The organism is Halomonas sp. H2 (genome assembly GCF_050215315.1).
Lineage (GTDB): Bacteria > Pseudomonadota > Gammaproteobacteria > Pseudomonadales > Halomonadaceae > Vreelandella.
The window spans coordinates 1,794,157-1,811,658 of record NZ_CP189760.1; the positions used below are offsets into that span (position 1 = coordinate 1,794,157).

Annotated in this window: 14 protein-coding genes; 4 read left to right on the forward strand and 10 right to left on the reverse strand. The window is 55.2% G+C overall.

Going from position 1 to position 17,502, the window contains the following annotated elements; all coding sequences use genetic code 11:
* Positions 1-3: 3 nt before the first annotated feature.
* From accC to ppa, 4 genes are all read right to left on the reverse strand, one after another.
* Positions 4-1,344, reverse strand: coding sequence for an acetyl-CoA carboxylase biotin carboxylase subunit (gene accC / locus ACQE2I_RS08265; RefSeq protein ID WP_427031125.1), 1,341 nt, complete (start codon positions 1,342-1,344; stop codon positions 4-6).
* Positions 1,345-1,375: 31 nt separating this feature from the next.
* Positions 1,376-1,846, reverse strand: a complete 471-nt coding sequence (accB, locus tag ACQE2I_RS08270) for an acetyl-CoA carboxylase biotin carboxyl carrier protein (protein ID WP_427031126.1) — start codon at positions 1,844-1,846, stop codon at positions 1,376-1,378.
* 351 nt (positions 1,847-2,197) lie between these two features.
* Positions 2,198-4,057: a protein-disulfide reductase DsbD gene (gene dsbD / locus ACQE2I_RS08275; RefSeq protein WP_427031128.1), complete on the reverse strand. Its 1,860-nt coding sequence runs from the start codon at positions 4,055-4,057 to the stop codon at positions 2,198-2,200.
* A 211-nt stretch (positions 4,058-4,268) separates the two neighbouring features.
* Positions 4,269-4,799 carry an inorganic diphosphatase gene (ppa, locus tag ACQE2I_RS08280; protein WP_427031130.1) on the reverse strand — a complete coding sequence of 177 codons (531 nt, stop codon included), beginning with the start codon at positions 4,797-4,799 and terminating at the stop codon, positions 4,269-4,271.
* Positions 4,800-5,059: 260 nt separating this feature from the next.
* Between ppa and ACQE2I_RS08285 the strand changes: the two genes are divergently transcribed.
* Positions 5,060-6,775 carry a protein kinase domain-containing protein gene (locus tag ACQE2I_RS08285; RefSeq protein ID WP_427031132.1) on the forward strand — a complete coding sequence of 572 codons (1,716 nt, stop codon included), beginning with the start codon at positions 5,060-5,062 and terminating at the stop codon, positions 6,773-6,775.
* Positions 6,776-6,844: 69 nt separating this feature from the next.
* On the opposite strand, the gene ACQE2I_RS08290 is transcribed toward ACQE2I_RS08285, so the two are convergent.
* Together ACQE2I_RS08290 and rnt are read right to left on the reverse strand one after the other, a co-directional pair.
* On the reverse strand, positions 6,845-8,104 hold the full coding sequence (locus ACQE2I_RS08290; protein WP_427031133.1) for a 6-phosphofructokinase: 1,260 nt from the start codon (positions 8,102-8,104) through the stop codon (positions 6,845-6,847).
* Positions 8,105-8,274: 170 nt separating this feature from the next.
* Positions 8,275-8,943: a ribonuclease T gene (rnt, locus tag ACQE2I_RS08295; protein ID WP_427031134.1), complete on the reverse strand. Its 669-nt coding sequence runs from the start codon at positions 8,941-8,943 to the stop codon at positions 8,275-8,277.
* 212 nt (positions 8,944-9,155) lie between these two features.
* Between rnt and ACQE2I_RS08300 the strand changes: the two genes are divergently transcribed.
* The 3 genes from ACQE2I_RS08300 (at position 9,156) to ACQE2I_RS08310 (ending at position 11,968) form a co-directional block, all read left to right on the forward strand.
* Positions 9,156-10,376: an argininosuccinate synthase gene (locus ACQE2I_RS08300; protein ID WP_427031135.1), complete on the forward strand. Its 1,221-nt coding sequence runs from the start codon at positions 9,156-9,158 to the stop codon at positions 10,374-10,376.
* A gap of 90 nt (positions 10,377-10,466) precedes the next feature.
* Positions 10,467-10,793, forward strand: coding sequence for an HlyU family transcriptional regulator (locus tag ACQE2I_RS08305; protein WP_427031137.1), 327 nt, complete (start codon positions 10,467-10,469; stop codon positions 10,791-10,793).
* A 47-nt stretch (positions 10,794-10,840) separates the two neighbouring features.
* Complete coding sequence (locus ACQE2I_RS08310; protein ID WP_427031138.1) at positions 10,841-11,968, forward strand: DUF294 nucleotidyltransferase-like domain-containing protein; 1,128 nt, start codon at positions 10,841-10,843, stop codon at positions 11,966-11,968.
* An 11-nt stretch (positions 11,969-11,979) separates the two neighbouring features.
* On the opposite strand, the gene ACQE2I_RS08315 is transcribed toward ACQE2I_RS08310, so the two are convergent.
* Genes ACQE2I_RS08315 through ACQE2I_RS08330 form a run of 4 tightly spaced genes read right to left on the reverse strand, consistent with a single transcriptional unit; the run spans position 11,980 to position 17,425 of the window.
* A complete protein-coding gene (locus ACQE2I_RS08315; protein WP_427031139.1) occupies positions 11,980-14,733 on the reverse strand; it encodes an ATP-binding protein in 2,754 nt (917 codons plus the stop codon).
* Positions 14,734-14,735: 2 nt separating this feature from the next.
* Positions 14,736-14,945, reverse strand: coding sequence for a hypothetical protein (locus ACQE2I_RS08320; protein WP_427031140.1), 210 nt, complete (start codon positions 14,943-14,945; stop codon positions 14,736-14,738).
* A gap of 45 nt (positions 14,946-14,990) precedes the next feature.
* The gene (locus ACQE2I_RS08325; protein WP_427031141.1) at positions 14,991-17,054 is read right to left on the reverse strand and encodes an exonuclease domain-containing protein; all 2,064 of its coding nucleotides are present in this window, start codon (positions 17,052-17,054) and stop codon (positions 14,991-14,993) included.
* Entirely contained in the window at positions 17,051-17,425 is a 375-nt protein-coding gene (locus ACQE2I_RS08330) for a response regulator transcription factor (protein ID WP_427031143.1), read from the reverse strand. The genes ACQE2I_RS08325 and ACQE2I_RS08330 overlap by 4 nt, the downstream gene beginning before the upstream one ends.
* Positions 17,426-17,502 lie beyond the last annotated feature (77 nt).

Sequence of the window (17,502 nt, forward strand, 5' to 3'; positions counted from 1 at the left end):
GTATTAGCTGCCGAGTTTCTTTTCCAGGTAGTGAATGTTGACCCCGCCTTGACGGAAGTAGCTGTCGCGAACCAGATCTTTTTGCAGGTCGATATTGGTTTTAATACCTTCCACCAACAGCTCGTCGAGAGCATTGCGCATCCGCGTCAGGGCTATTTCACGATCGGCGCCCCAGGTGATCAACTTGCCGATCAGAGAGTCGTAGTGCGGTGGCACGGTGTAGCCGGTGTAAAGATGAGAGTCCATACGTACCCCCAGGCCACCTGGGGAATGAAACAGCGTTACCTTGCCGGGTGAAGGCATAAAGGTGCGCGAGTCTTCAGCGTTGATCCGGCATTCAAAGGCGTGGCCATTGAGCTGCACATCTTCCTGGCGAATCGACAGCGGTAGCCCCGAGGCAATGCGCAGCTGCTCTTTGACAATATCCACGCCGGTGACCATTTCAGTGACCGGGTGCTCAACTTGAACGCGGGTATTCATCTCGATGAAGAAGTATTCGCCGTCTTCGTACAAGAATTCAAAGGTACCGGCACCGCGGTAGTTGATCTTGATACACGCTTGGCGACACGCTTCGAGCACTTGGGCGCGGGCTTCAGGGTCGAGGCCTGGTGCTGGCGCTTCTTCCAGCACTTTTTGGTGGCGACGCTGCAGCGAGCAGTCACGATCATAAAGATGAATTGCGTTGCCTTGGCCATCGGCGAGCACCTGAACTTCTACATGGCGCGGCTTTTCAAGGAATTTTTCCATGTAAACCGTGCCATCGCCAAAGGCAGCGTGGGCTTCAGTGCGGGTAACCGTGATTGCCGACAGCAGATGGCCTTCAGTGTGCACCACGCGCATGCCGCGACCGCCGCCGCCAGAGGCGGCTTTGATGATCACCGGGTAGCCAATGCGGTGCGCGGTAGCGAGATTAGTCGCCTCGTCGTCACCCAAGGGGCCGTCTGAGCCGGGCACCGTAGGAACGCCGGCTTCCTTCATTGACTGGATAGCGCTGACTTTGTCGCCCATCAGGCGAATCGTCTCGGCGCGGGGGCCAATAAAGGTAAAACCTGAACGTTCAACCTGCTCGGCAAAGTTGGCGTTTTCAGACAAAAAGCCGTAACCAGGATGAATAGCGGTTGAGTCAGTGACTTCAGCCGCGCTGATCAGGGCTGGAATATTTAAATAAGACTGCGCTGACGAAGCTGGGCCAATACACACGGCTTCATCCGCCAAGCGAACGTGCATAAGTTCACGATCAGCTTTGGAGTGTACCGCTACGGTTTTGATGCCCAATTCTTTACAGGCCCGTAGGATACGAAGGGCAATCTCGCCGCGATTGGCGATAAGTACCTTGTCCAGCATGGGAGAGTCCACCCGTGTTGAAAATGAAAGATTAAGCGATAACGATCATGGGTTGATCGAATTCCACTGGCTCGCCATCTTCCACCAGGATGGCTTCCACCACACCGTCGCGGTCAGCTTCAATCTGGTTCATCATTTTCATGGCTTCAATGATGCATATGGTGTCGCCCGGCTTGACGCTATCGCCGACTTCTACAAACGACTTGGCGCCTGGCGCTGGGCTACGGTAGAAGGTGCCGACCATCGGCGAGTTGACCGCTTCACCACGGTAGCTAACGCCCTGAGGCTCTGCTTCAGCAGCAGGCGCTGCTGCCGGAGCGCTCGCTGCGGGGGCTGGTGCGTAGCCAGGCTGGGCGTATTGCGGCATGGGCTGTGGCTGCCACGAGGCACCATTAGGGTGGCGGCTGATACGCACTGACTCTTCGCCTTCCTGAATTTCAATCTCGCTAATATTGGATTCTTCGAGCAGTTCAATCAATTTCTTAACTTTGCGGATATCCATGGCATAGCCCCATCAATGGCATAAAAAGGTTATGAAAATTAATCACAGAGCAAGCCCGCCGAACCGGTAAGGAAGCTGAGCTGCGGGGCGCTTTGGTAAGCGCAGTAAACCAAATTTGAAAATGAGGAGAACGCTGCATGTTAGCGAACGTTACCCCGTTCTCACTGCTAAACAAGCTGATTTCTGGCTAATGTGGGAGCGGAGTTTGCAGAAAAAGTGCCAGGATGTCCAGCGGCAACCTAAGCTGCCAACCAGATCATCGGTATAGTACGAAGTTAAACAACTGTTTGACGATGTTTGCGCTAGAAGGCTGATTTAGCGCTTTAAAGCGCTGTTAGCAGGAAGTGGGCATTAGCTATTCGCCAGCCACTGGCTCACGGACTCAAGGTGTTCACGCAACTGCTCGGCAGTCACTTCGCCCTGAATGCGCGCATCACGAATTTCATTGCCTTGGCTAAAAAACAGCAGGCTGGGTGGGCCAAAGAGGCTAAACTGGTCAAGCAGCTCGCGGCTTTGTAGATTGGTATTGGTGACATCGGCAGCAATCAAGGTGTACTCGTTTAGCGCAGCAGAAACGCGAGGGTCTGGGTAGACATCACGCTCCAGCAGTTTGCACGAAATACACCAGTCGGCGGTAAAGTGGACAAACACCGGTTGGTTGGCACCTTCAGCATTGTTAACGGCCTCTTCAAGCGCGATTAAATTATCTACTTCAATAAAATCGAGTGCTTGCGCCTGTGGTTCTCCGGTACCGTTAGAAGCGGTAGCCAGTGGGCGCAGCGGGTTGCTGCTACCTTGGGCAGCGCCGATTACCAACACAATTCCCCACGCTAGCAGCATAAGCCCCAGCGTTTGGCGTGCCCGGGGCCAGCCCTGGGGCTGGTTGAAGTTCAACGCCCCCAACGCCAGTGCAGTGCCGATCGCTAGCGCTGCCCATAGCAGTAATGCAATGGGTGCGGCCACTAAACGCTCAATCATCCAAATTGCGACGCCCAGCAGCAGCAGACCAAAGGCGATTTTTACCCCGTTCATCCAGGCGCCCGAGCGGGGCAGCAGCGTGGCACCAAAGGTGCCGACCAAAAGCAACGGCACGCCCATGCCGAGGCCAAGCGCAAATAGTACCGCGCCGCCCATTGCCGCATCGCCGGTTGATGATATAAACACCAGCGCTCCAGCCAAAGGTGCCGTCACGCAGGGTGACACCACAAGCACCGAGAGGGCACCTGCCAAGGCTAAGCCCGCTGGGCCACTGCGCTGCGCACGCGCCTGCCAGGCGTCAATTCGATTGGTTAAACGAGGCGACAGGTTCAGGTTAAATGCCCCAAACATCGCCAGCGCAAACAGCGTGAACAGCCCGGCAAAGGTGATTAACACTGGGGCCGACTGTAAACGCGCCTGAAGATTAAGCCCTGCACCAAATAACCCCATCAGCACGCCCACCAGCGCGTAGGTCAGCGCCATGCCCATAACATAACTGAACGAGAGGGCAAAGGCGCGAGGGCGGGTAGGGTTCTGGCCGACCACTATTGAAGAGAGAATCGGGATCATCGGCAGCACGCAGGGGGTAAAGGTTAGCCCTAGGCCGGCGATAAAAAACAGCCCCAGCGCGAGCGGCAAACTAGCATCGCTAATCAACGCGCTAAAGCGGCTGTCTTCGCTTTGGGGGGCAGAAAAAGCCCTTGGGTCGGAAGCGTCAGGCGCCGCGTTAGCTGCGGCGTTATCGGCTTGCCAGTTAGTAAATTGGCTGGGTGGTTGCGTTTCACTGGCTTCTAGGCTGATTTGTTCCGGCGGGTAGCAGAGACCAGCGTCGGCGCAGCCTTGAAATGTTAGCGTGATGTTAAGAGGGCCTGAGTAAGGCGCGTCCAGAGCAACTTCAAAAACCAGTTGATCCCTGAACACATAGACATCGCCCATGAACTCATCATTGGTGAAGGTGCCTGGGGGGATCTCTGGCTCGCCGAGCGACACGCTTTTAGTCTGGCTGGAAACGGCAAACTGATGCCGATAAAGATAGTACTCGTCGGCGATATCCATCCCAATATAGAGCGTATTGCCATTGTGCCAGGCCGTCGGCTGGAAAGCCTGCGTGACAGGCAAAAATTCGTCTTGATGACTGGAAGAGGAGAACCACTGGGCGTGGGCGCTCAGCGGTAACCAAACGATAAACAAAACCAGTATAGGAAGTAGGCTCAGGCGTTTAAAAAATAACACGGTGCGTCCTTAATCAATGGCATCGCCAAGTAACCAGAAGAGCGACAAGAAAAGCAACATGCACAGCATACCGCAACCTGAAAGCGCTGGCGTATAAGCTGCGGTGACGTGACGCGGTCGTTAATCGAGGGTTAATGTTACCCATAAAAAAGACCGCCCGGTGGGGCGGTCTGATTAAGCGCACAGTAAAAACTGGGCGATTAAAAGTAATTTACGCTTTTTGGTAGGCTATAACGGATTTTTCAATCGCTTTGCGCGCAGCGTCAGCGCTTTCCCAAGACTCAACTTTCACCCATTTGCCTTTTTCGAGATCTTTGTAGTTCTCGAAGAAGTGGGCGATCTGCTGGCGCAGTAGCTCAGGCAGGTCAGTTACTTCCTGAATGTCATCATAGATCGAGCTCAGCTTGGCGTGCGGTACGCAGATCAGCTTGGCATCTTCACCGGCTTCGTCAGTCATATTCAAAATGCCGACCGGACGTGCGCGAACGATGCTGCCAGCTTGAACCGGGTGCGGAGTGACGACTAACGCGTCAAGCGCATCGCCATCGTCGGCCAAGGTATGCGGGATAAAACCGTAGTTGGCAGGGTAGAACATCGGCGTGGCCATAAAGCGGTCAACGAGGAGCGCGCCCATGTCCTTATCAATTTCGTATTTGATCGGATCGTGGTTAGCTGGAATTTCGATCACCACGTAAATGTCGTTGGGTAGATCCTTTCCGGCAGGGATATTATCAAAGTTCATCGTTGATTCCTTGGTAGTACTGTTTTGGCTAGGCAATCGTATCGGAGGCGTTTATGGCGAAGAATTATACGAACATGACCGCACGATTACCAATGCGACATAGGTGGGCAGGTAAAGGTGGGCCAACAAAGCGCAAAAGTAATAGCGACGTTTGGTGGGCATCGCTTCTGCTTGGCTGTGTGTATCATAGGCAGTGTTGATTGACAGTGTTTAGTTGACAGCGATGTCTTTTGATCAAGTCGACAGCCTAGGAGGATGACTTGTCGCACGCCCAGTTGCTCATTAGTTATGGTCAAGCGTTTGTCGCGCCCGGCCGACGTCTGCACCGCAGCTCAATGTCGGTACGTTTCCCTGAGGCGCCGCTGCTGCGCGCCAAAGGTGGCTGTGCGGTTATCAGCGACTCCATTTCACGTAATACGATGGCCAAGCAGGCTGGCGATCTAAGTGTACGTGGGTTTCTGGCTGACTACTTTTCAACCCCCGATCATTGGGATGTCAAAACATCGGCAACCCGAGTGCTGCGCGCGTTGAACAGCTGGTGCTATAGCCAGAGCCAGCACGTTAAAGAGGGCAGTTTTGTCTCCTCTGTGTCGGCCATGGTATTTCGGGGGCGCGAAGCCCACCTGTTTCATATCGGCGACACGCTGGTGTTTCGTTTACGTGGCGCGGAGTTTGAGCAGTTAAGCCGCGACCATGTGACCGATTTGGGCGGCTATCGCTACCCTTCTCGGGCATTGGGTATGGATGGTAGTGTTGACATCGACTACACCCACCTCGCGCTCAAACAAGGCGATCTGTTTCTGTTCACCACCCAGGGCGTGCGCGGCACGCTGCTGCCTTCTGATTACGTGCGCTTGATTCGCCAGGACGCCAGTGACCTGGATGCCGCCTGCGAGCGCCTAGCCGATGAAGCGAAGCAGCGCGCCCAGGATCGCGGCTACGGTGGTGACCAATTCTGTTTCCAGCTGGTACGTATCGACGAATTACCCGACGAGATAACCGAGCACCCAGGGCAGCTTTATGGCGACCTGCCAATCCCTCCTGAACTGGCACCCGGTAGCCGTTTAGATGGTCTGGAAGTGCTTGCCGTGCTGTCACGGACGGCGCAGTCGCGGGTTTACCGTGTCCGTGATGTACACAGTGAGCGGGAAATGGTCATGAAAGCTCCCAGCCCGGAGCTTTCTTTACGCAATGCCTATCTTGAGCACTTTTTGCTCCAGCAGTGGGTGGTGGAGCGCGTTAACTCGCCTTTTGTGGTTAAAGTGATGGAGCCGTCGCGACCTCGGCGCTACCTCTATTATCTGATGCAGCATATTGAAGGCGAGACACTGCGAGAGTGGGCAGAGCGCCATCCTCAGGCGAGCCTGACCCAGCGATTAGATATCGCTAACCAGCTTGGCAAGGCGGTACAGGCGCTGCATCACCGGGACATTATTCACCAGCAGATCAATCCCGATAATATTTTGATCGATCCGCACGGCAAGCTGGTGCTTACCGATTTTAGCGCTTGCCATATGCGCGATGGCGAAGGCCACCGCCATTCAGGTGAGCTACTTCGTCAGGTTGGTTTTAACGAGCACACCGCTCCCGAATATGCCTTGGGCGACAGCATTGGGCGGCGTAGCGATCAGTACTCGTTAGCCTCCACCACGTATTGGCTCTTAACCGGAGCGTTGCCGTATATGCTGACGCCTAACCGGCTGCGCAGTCATACCGACCTTGAAGAGTTGTCCTATCGAGGCGCGCGCACCACCAATCCGGAAGTTTCACCGGAGTTGGATGATGCTCTGCGCCGCGCGCTGGATCCTCAGCGGGCGCTGCGCTTTAGGCGGCTGTCAGAATTTTTGCATGCGCTAAGAGTGCCACTTGGGCGACAGTCAAACCGAGAGGAGAGCCGTCAGGAACCGCGGCGTTTTTGGCAGGGTGTAGCGGGGATATTGCTGCTACTGCTGGTGCTTTCCTGGCTGTTGAGGTAGCAAAAGGCAGTAAAACGGGGCGATGAATGATTTCATCGCCCCGTTTTATATAGCGGCTACTGCCAGTGTTTATAGCGTGAAAATAGGCAGTTTGCGCTCAGCTTTGGCGAGCTTTAGCTTAGCCACTTTAGGCAGGCCGTTTTCAAACGGCGGGAAATCTTCGCCCTGGATTAACGGGGAAAGGTAGTCGCGGCACGCTTGGGTAATACCAAGTCCGTTCTCACTGATAAAGTCACGGGGCATAAACTTCTCTTGGTTGGCTACCTGTGACAGCGGAGCAGAAATCACATCCCACTGGTAGGGCACCTGAGAAATACGCCGAATTGCGGGCATCATGGCGTTTTTACCCGCTAGCGCCAAGGTTACTGCTTCGCGGCCGACCGCATAAGCCTGCTCGACGTCTGTCTTAGAGGCCAAGTGGCGCGCAGCACGTTGGAGATAGTCGGCGACAGCCCAGTGGTACTTATAGCCCAAATCCTGCTTGATCATGCCCGCAAGTGTCGGTGCCACGCCGCCTAACTGGCGGTGACCAAACGCATCGGTATTGCCGGCATCGGCCAAGAAAGTGCCATCTTCGTAACGCGCGCCTTCTGAGACCACAATAACGCAGTAGCCATAGTTTTTAACGCACTCCTCAACTCGTGCCATCGCTGTCGTACGATTAAACGGCACCTCGGGGAAGATAATCATGTGCGGCGGCTCGCCTTCCGCTTCGCCTGCTAAGCCACCAGCAGCGGCAATCCAGCCCGCATGGCGGCCCATCACTTCCAGCACAAACACCTTGGTAGACGTGGCGCACATGGAAGCGATATCCAGTGAGGCTTCCAGGGTGGAGGTGGCAATGTACTTGGCAACGCTGCCAAAACCCGGGCTGTTATCAGTAATCGGCAGGTCGTTATCAACGGTTTTTGGCACGTGGATAGCCGTAAGCGGATAGCCCAGCTTCTCAGAAAGCTGAGAGACCTTTAAGCAGGTATCGGCGCTGTCGCCGCCACCGTTATAGAAGAAGTAACGAATGTCGTGGGCTTTGAAGACTTCAATCAAGCGCTCGTACTGGGCGCGGTGGGTATCTATATCTTTAAGTTTGTAGCGGCAGGAGCCAAAAGCCCCACCTGGTGTGTGGCGAAGGGCGGCAATTGCCTCGTCGCTCTCTTGGGTAACATCGATAAGATCTTCCGTTAACGCACCAATAATGCCGTTATGGCCGGCGTAAACCTTGCCAATTTGTTCGGGCGCTTGGCGGCAGGCTTCGATAACGCCGCAGGCGCTGGCGTTGATCACGGCGGTGACGCCACCGGATTGGGCGTAAAAGGCATTATGCTGGGCCATGGAAACGTCTCATCTCTTGAATACGGAAAGGGTAAATAGTAGTGATCTGTCAACGCCAGGAGAAGACAACGTTACGCCTAGCGGTGACGGTAAAGCTTGATTTGTTGCAAAGTGCAAAGCTTAGCGTAAAGCTCTGCTCTCTGCATTAGTGGCTGCAGCAGCGTTAGATGCTAATCCGGCCCATCCATCTCCTGCTCGCGCTGGGCTAACTGCCAGCCGCCCAAGTCTTTATAGCGATTGACCATGGCGCAAAACAGCTCGGCGGTACGCTCGGTGTCATAGCGGGCGGAGTGGGCGGCTTTGTTATCAAACTCGATACCCGCCGCGCGGCAGGCGCGGGCGAGCACCGTTTGACCATAAATTAAGCCTGCCAGGGTGGCGGTATCAAAGCTGGAAAAAGGGTGAAACGGGTTACGCTTAATGCCGCAGCGATTGACCGCCGCGTTGAGGAAGCCTTGATCAAAGGCTGCATTGTGGCCAACTAAAATAGCCCGGGTGCAGTCGTGGGCTTTGATCGATTTACGAATCGGCCGAAAAATTTCCCCGAGCGCTTCGGATTCACTCAGCGCTACCTGACGTCGTAAAGGGTCGTCGAGATTAATGCCGGTAAAGTCGAGCGCTGACTGCTCAACGTTCGCTCCGTCAAAGGGCTCGATGTGATGGGCATAGGTGGCATCAGGCAGCAGGTTGCCTTCTGGATCCATGGTTAGCGTGACGGCGGCTATCTCAAGCACGGCATCGCCTTGAGCATTAAACCCCCCGGTTTCTAAATCAACGACCACCGGCAGGTAGCTGCGAAAACGTTGGGCCATTAATTCGCGGGCAATTGCCTCGCTCATGCAGCTCTCCTCAGTGTAAAGCGAGTAATGGTAAAAAGTTTGAAGCGAGTAATCAGTCAAGATAAGCGGCAGACCGCCGCTTTGAACGGGGTGATTCTAGCAGCTTTCGCCCCCAGGCGTCGTTGACGGTATTCGCTGGGCATTGAGAACGCTATACTCAACGCCTGTCTCAAAACTTAATCGCTAAGGTTTATCTTTTAAAGGAGCAAAGAATGTCCGATGTCAAAAAGGTTGTGCTGGCGTATTCAGGCGGCCTGGACACATCCGTCATCGTTAAGTGGTTGCAAGAAACTTACAACTGCGAGGTAGTGACTTTTACTGCCGACATCGGTCAGGGCGAAGAAGTTGAACCGGCCCGCACCAAGGCGCAAGCCCTCGGCGTAAAAGAGATTTACATCGAAGACCTGCGCGAAGAGTTCGTGCGTGACTACGTCTATCCGATGTTCCGCGCTAACACTATCTACGAAGGCGAGTACCTGCTGGGTACTTCTATCGCTCGCCCGCTAATTGCCAAGCGTTTGATCGAAATCGCCAACGAAACCGGCGCCGATGCTATTTCCCACGGAGCCACGGGTAAAGGCAACGACCAGGTACGCTTTGAATTAGGCGGCTATGCACTGAAGCCCGGTGTTAAAGTCATCGCCCCTTGGCGCGAGTGGGACTTAACGTCTCGCGAAAAGCTGATGGCCTATTGCGAAGAGCACAACATTCCGGTCGATTTTGCCAATAAAAAGAAGAAGTCGCCGTACTCCATGGATGCCAACCTGCTGCATATCTCTTACGAGGGCGGCATCTTGGAAGATCCTTGGGCCGAAGCCGAAGACGATATGTGGCGCTGGAGCGTGTCTCCTGAGGCCGCACCCGATACGCCTACTTATGTTGAACTGACGTATGAAATGGGCGATATCGTCGCTATCGACGGCGAGCCGTTGAAAGCGCACGAAGTGCTCGAAAAACTCAATAAGCTGGGTGGCGACAACGGTATCGGCCGGTTGGATATTGTCGAAAACCGCTATGTAGGTATGAAGTCTCGTGGTTGTTACGAAACGCCAGGGGGCACCATTATGTTGCGCGCCCACCGTGCGATTGAGTCGCTGACGCTGGATCGCGAAGAGGCTCACTTGAAAGACCAACTGATGCCGAAATACGCTGAAGTGGTCTACAACGGTTATTGGTGGAGCCCAGAGCGTCGCATGCTGCAGGCGGCGATTGACGAAACCCAGAAAAACGTCGCTGGTGTCGTGCGCATGAAGCTCTACAAAGGTTCCGCGACCGTGGTTGGCCGCAAATCTGATGAGTCACTATTTGATGAATCGATCGCTACCTTTGAAGATGATGCGGGCGCATACAACCAGAAAGATGCCGAAGGCTTTATTAAGCTGAACGCCCTGCGGTTGCGTATTGCCGCAGGCAAAGGGCGCAAGCAGAGCTAATTAAAACAGCACTGCACACCTTGCTAGGGCGGCAGCCAGCCATTGCCGCCCTACAAGCAAAGGAGCCACTGTGTTTAAAAAGGAGCCATTATGCTAAAAAAAATCCTTTCCGGTCTTTTTGGTAGCGATACTCAAGCGGCGCCCGGTGCTAAGACTAAAGCGGCTGATCCAGTTGAATATAAAGGCTATTCGATTGTTTCGCAGCCGGACGATCAGAGTGGCCAATTTCGTGTAAGCGGTTGGATCAGTAAGCCCGATGCTTCCGGCGAAATGCTTGAACACCGTTTTGAACGTTCCGATATGCTGCCCGGACGCGACGCCTGCGATGCCATGATGGTGACCAAGGCGCAGCGCTATATCGATGAAGTCGGCGAAGCGATGTTTGAGCCCGATTCACGCAGTGCTGGCGACGTCTAATAGCAAAGTAGTCAAAGATTTGTAGTCAAAGGTTTAAGGAAAGGCGTATGCGTGTCGTCCACCGAGCTTCACCTTGGCGCTCTCTGCTAAACGATGACGGCATGTTAAATGCTCAGGCACTTAACGCACCGCTCAACGCTCTGTTCACTAAAATCTCTTCGCCGCCCGTCTCGTTGCCTGATGCTTATACCTGGCAACTGTCGCTGGTCGAATCACTTGCGCGCTACGATCTGCCAGCCTGGCGTATTAGCCAGATTATTAGTGATCACAATGCCTGGCTTTATCGCCAAGCCATCGCGCTATCGCTCGACGAAATGCAGGCACAAGGGTGGGGCGAACCGCCGGTCGATTATTGCGTACTGCTGTTAGGTTCTGCGGCACGCTTTGAAAGTTTGCTCGGCCCCGACCAAGATAATGCGCTGATTATTGATGACTACCCTGATCATCGCCATGTCGAAATTGACGGCTATTTTCAAGCACTGGGTGAGCGGTTTACTCAGCGCTTAGATGAGGCCGGTATACCGCTCTGCCGCGGTCATGTTATGGCACGCTGGCCGATGTGGCGCAAACGGATAAGTGAATGGCACGCGCAGTTAGAAATTTGGAGCGCGGATCGTCGGGTCAAGCGCGTACAGCAAACCAATATTTTGCTCGATTTTTGCCCGGTAGCGGGTAACCCAGCGTTGGCCCAACAGCTGGGCGAAAGCATTGCAGCCACGCTGCCCAAGGCAGCGCTTTTTATGAGCGAGATGGCCGCGTTACTTGACGAACTGCCGGTGGCACTGGATCGCTTTGGGCGTATCGCCTCAAGCCCAAGCTTGGACGCGCCCCACGAACACGCTATTAATCTTAAACATCAAGGCTTGATGCCGTTAATCAGCGCTGCGCGCTTACTTTGCGTGCGGCATCGGCTGCGCAAAATCGGCACCCGGGAACGGTTGATCGCACTTAGCCACTTATCGAATGTGCTGGCGGCTGCTCAATCGGAGTTGCTTTTAGCGGCTTTTGAGCGCTTGCAGCAACGTTTGCTGGATCAGCAGCGTTACAATAAAGCCCGTGGTCAAACCGCCGACGGCTGGGTTGACGTGCGGCGCCTGCGCAAAGATGAACAGCTGCTGCTGAAGTTTGACCTGCAGCAGATTAGGGCGTTTGTACAACACGTAAAAAATGCCTAGCGGCTGAGCCTTTATGGTGCAGTCTTGTCAGGTGCGGCGGGCAGTTCCAGCGTTAGGCAGGCGCCGCCCAGTGTTTTAGCATCCTCTACCCAAAGCCGACCGCCCAGGTGAGCGATAATGCCTCGGCTGATCGGTAAGCCGAGGCCGCTGCCTCTTGGCCGCCCGCGCGGAATCTCATCGTCCTGCTGAATTTGATGGAATTTTTCGAATACCCGCTCGCGCTCGTCAGCGCTAATGCCTGCCCCGTTATCTTCCACGCTTAATCGAAAATGGCGCCGATGACGATACAGCGTAAGGCGTACTTTGGGCTGATGGCGATCGGCAAACTTACTCGCGTTATCAAGCAGGTTAATAATCACTTGCTCTAACCGGTCATGATCGCCCACCACCATCGCCGGGTCAGCATCTAAGCTTACGTCTAGCGCAATGCCACGCTCTTGGTGTAGATGCGCAATGGCGTCAATGCTGTGGCGGGTGAGAGTGGCGAGGTCGAGGGGCATGGGATTAAGCGTTAAACGACCACTCTCCAGGCGGGCAAGGTCGAGAATCTCCTCAATGAGACGCGAGAGCCGCTGACTTTCGTGAACAATCACGCCGAGAAAATGCTGGCGCTTCTCATCGGATAACTGGCCGCTATCGCGCAAAATCTCAGCGAAAGCACGAATAGATGTCAGCGGCGTGCGTAGCTCATGACTGACCATCGCGACAAACTCATCTTTCAAACGGTCTAGCTCGCGCAGGCGCTCGTTGGCGCTACGTAACTCTTCGCCGATTTGCACTAGCTCCTGGGATTTCTGTTCTAGGCGCCGGTTGTACTCCAAGGTTTGTGACGTTGTATCCAGAATGCTTAGAATAGACTCAATATCCAGCGCCTCCCCGCGTACCACCGAGTTGATCAACACCCGCGCCGAGGCACTGCCCAGGGACCCAGCAAGCGCCTGTTCGGCGCGGGTAATGAGCTCCGCGGTGGCAGGCTCATCGCCGGCATAAGCACTATTGGCGGTGCTTTTACTGAATACACGGCGGGTAGCATGGCTGCCTAAATAGCGCACAAGCAGCTCTTTTAGCGCCCCTTGGGTGGTTTGTCCGCGCCATAGAGACGTCGATAGCGAGGTGGTTTGCAAGTTGGGGTGCATCGCTTCGGTAAAAAGTGCGGCCTGGGTTTGCTCCATGGGTGTCGGCCGCGTAAACAGCGAAATACCCACCAATAGCCCCGCATTGGCCAGCATGCTCCATAGCAGCGAATGGGTATAAATATCCCAATTTTCGAGCCCGAACAGCGCGTACGGCATTAGCCAGGAAACGCCCCAAGGACCCTCTGAAAGCAGCGTGGCATCCAGCCAGCCGGACTGGGCGAAACCGGGTAGCAGCAACGTATAGCACCAGACCAAGAATCCGGCGATTAAACCAACGGTAGCTCCCTGGCGAGTCGCCCCGCGCCAATACAGGCCAATCAACAGGGCGGGGGCAAACTGCGCCGCGCCCGCAAATGAAACCAGCCCAATAGTGACAAGGCTATAGGAGTCACCAATCAGCGCATGGTAGAGATAGCCAAGCAGTAGAATCAGTACGATAGCAATGCGACGAATGCCCAACAGCCAGCCAGCAAGCTCGCCTTTGGTGCTCAAATGCAGACGGCGCGAACGCAGTAACAGTGGCATCACCAGTTGATTGCTGACCATGGTGGAGAGAGCAATCGTTTCGACAATTACCATGCCTGTGGCCGCGGATAAACCACCGATAAAGACCAGCAGCGGCAAGCCTTCAAGCCCTGCAGAAAGCGGTAGCGTCAGCACGAAACTGTCCGGATCACCCGCGTTGACGCCTAACAGCAGCCCCGCCAGGGCAATCGGGATAACGAATAGATTGATCAGCAGCATATAGAGGGGAAATAGCCAGCTTGCGCGGGCTAAGTGTGCCTCATCGACATTCTCTACCACTAGCACCTGAAATTGGCGGGGAAGCGTCAAAAAGGCCAGAAAAGCCAACACTAACATGCCGACCCAGCCGGTGATGCCCCCTGGCACGCTGTCTAAACGCATGCTGTTAACCAGCGCTGGTGTGGCTGAAACTTGAGCCAGCAAAGCCCCAGGCCCTTCAAACATCACAAACACCACAAATACGCCAACGGCCATAAAGGCCACCAGTTTCACGATAGATTCCAAGGCGATCGCTGCCACCATGCCTTCATGGCGCTCGCTGGCATCCAGGTGGCGTGTGCCAAACAGAATAATAAACACCGCCAATACCAGGGCGACCCAGAGGGACTTATCCATCCAGAAGTGTTCATCTACCAAGGTGGTGTCGGCTGCGCGGGGGTAGTTGATCAGCACCGCGTGGCTCACGGTAATGGCTTTTAGCTGCAGGGCGATATAGGGGGTGATGCTAATCAGTGCCATCAGCGCAACCAGTGCACCTAAGCTGGTGCTTTTGCCGTAGCGGGCGCTGATAAAGTCGGCAATTGAGGTGATCCGTTGCCGCGCTGCAATGCGCACCATCTTGCGAATGACAAAGGGCGCTAGCAGCATCGCAAGCGTCGGCCCCAGGTAGATGAGTAAAAAGCTGGGGCCATACTCGGCGGCGCGCCCGACACTGCCGTAAAAAGTCCAGGCGGTGCAGTACACGGCGATTGAGAGTGCGTATACCGTTGGTGAACCAATGATCGAGCGACCCTGCTCCGCTCGCCGGTCACCCCAGGCGGCTACCACAAACAATAGCGCTAGGTAGCCAAAGGCAGTGCCGAGGATAATTGCGTCAGCGCGCATGGTCAGCGATCCGCACGGTGTTCCATCAGCCAAGCGGTTAAGCCAATGACTACCGCCCAGGCGCAAAATAGGTAGAGCGGCAGCCAACCCCCAATAAAAGAGGGTAAGCGATCAATCACAATAATCAGCGGCGGGCTGAACAGCAGCAGAGCGATGGCTACTAACGCCATCAAACGCTCATTGCGCCGCGATTGGGGGCCTGAGCTTTTCATAAATCTAAGCTCTTCATAAATCTAAGTTATTAATAAAAAAGTTTTTCATGAGGTACTGGCATCCTGTCGATCAAAGGCGTTGGCTTGCAGCGCGATCAGTTGCTCCAGGGTGTCGACGCCGCGTGCTTCTAAACGCGGTAGCAGAGCTAGCCATAGCTCGGCAGTCACACGGGCGTCGCCTAATGCAGTGTGACGGGTGCCGGGCGGGAACGCCAGGTCGTAGCGCAGGGCAAGGCTATCCAGGTCGTGCCCATCCAGCGCTTCGTCGAGTGCTCTGGAAATCAGCAGGGTGTCGATAATAGCAATATCAAAGGCGACACCCTTATGGCTAATGGCAAGCAGGTCAAAAGCGGCGTTATGAGCGAGCAGAACCGCGTCCCCGACGTAATCGCGGAAGCGGGTAAGCACGATATTCAGCGGTGGCGCACCAATCACATCGGCATCGGTAAGGCCGTGAATCTTGGTGCTCGCGGGTGGAATCGGCCGCTGCGGATCAACTTTTTGATCGAATACGCCGCTGGCCAGCAGGCGAGCGTTGACCACACGGCAGGCGCCCAGGCTAATAACGGTGTCGCCGCGGCGCAGCTCCAAGCCGGTGGTTTCGGTATCAAACGAGACTATTTCCAGGCTGCGCAGCGTTCGACCGGCGAGCGCTTCATCCGGCGGGGGCAGGTCGGCAATGCCAAAGTCATGGAATTCAGGACGCGGCGGGGCGGTTTCTCGTGGAGCGCCGACGCGCTCCATGGCGGGCAGAGGAAGTCGCAGGCGTGAATGAACGCCATCATCGTCGGCAAGGCTCCAGATGTCGCTGGCGTGTTGTCGCAGCACATCCGCGACGTTGGGCGTTAGCGGCAGTGAGTTGAGTGGCTGCTGCCGCCACGCCGCGAGTTCATGCTCAGGGATCGCTTTGCCACGCCAGATAAGATCCAAATAGACGCGTTTATTGCCTAGGCACATTTCACCTTCGAAACCGCTATCAGGCAGGTGAGCATTAAGGTGTTTGACCAAAGAGTCAAACAGCGCGATTAAGGCGGGGGCATCGCCTTTAAACCAGGCTGGCATGCCGACGGGGGTAATTAACCGGTGTTCCGGGTCAAGGCGTTCGTCCAGGGCTTGCCAGAAATCGTTGGACCACATAGGCGTTAATCGCTCGCCCTGGTGCTGCATGTCATCTAGCAGTTGGCCAATTTGAGCTACGTTGTCGCCCAATGTTTTGCCTTCTTCATGGATAACGCGCTCAAAACGTTGGCGTAATGGCGATGTGTCGGCATCGTTCTGATTGCGCAATTCGATCAGCGCATCGGCGGCGCTGGTTAGGCTTGCGGTGTGCTGACGTAGCGGCGTCAGCATATCGGCTAGTTCTGCTCTGACGCCCATTTCACTCGACCAGGAGGCGGTGGCGTCGCTAAAGGTCAGCAGCGTTTCGCCGTCGCTGCCCGGTACGCGACGCAGTATCACTTTTAGCCAGCGGTTGTCGCAGGGGGCAAGCAGTTCGCGGGGGGAGCCGTCGTTAGGCAATTGGCTAAGCACCTGCTGTAGGCTGGTGACTGGGAGCAGGGCTTCCAGGCGTTTACCCAATCCTAACCCGGTATTACCGACAAAAAAGTCTTCGGCGGCCTGATTGAACAGCATGACACGACGATAGTGGTCGCATAGCAGTAGCGGCGTTTCAAGCACTTGCAGCAGTGTTTCCAGCTCCTGTCGAATGCGAGCCGCGCTACGTGCTCCTTCGGCGTGAGCGGTAGTCAGGCGGCTGCGATCCTCACGCCAACTTTCGCGCACACGGCGTAAATCTGGCCCCAGGCCTTTTAGCCAACCCTCGGGTGGGTGTTCGTCGCGAGCGCCGGGATTGGCAACTAACCGTGCCAGTTGCACCTGTAAATGGCGTAGCGGCGTAAACAGCATGCGTTCAAGCACCAGTCCAATTAACAAGATGGTCGCGCCGCCGGAAAAGCTGCCAATCCATAGCGCTATCCGGGTGGCGCCAGTAGGACTGAATTGGGCATCCAGCCAAGCGGCAAAAATTGCACCGCCCAACAAACTGATACCACTAAGTAGCAGCCACAGACCTATCAGGCGCTGGCGCTTGGGTAGCCCGCCTCGGGTCATGGTTGCTCCTTGAGCAGCAGTGCTTTGACTTTTCCCACCAGCGATTGGGTCGAAAAGGGTTTGGTGATGTAGTCATCGGCACCCAGCGCCATGCCTTTTTCGCGTTCAACGTCGCGCCCGTGGGCAGTCAGCATAATAATCGGCAGTTGAGCGGTAGCTGCTTCATTGCGTAATCGCTCTAGCACATCAAAACCGCTAATGCCTGGCAGGCTAATATCGAGCAGCAGAAGGTCGGGCTGGGCGTCATTAACTCGCGCCAAGGCCTGCTCACCATCTTCGGCCGTCACCACCTCAAACCCGGCTTGCTGCATTAAGAATTCTAGCGATAAAACAATATTGGGTTCGTCGTCGACCACGAGCACTTTAGCCATGGAGCTCTCCTGTCGTTATTAGGGTCTGTCGTTATTAGGGTTAGCGCCGCCGAGAAACCTTGATTGCAGCAATACGT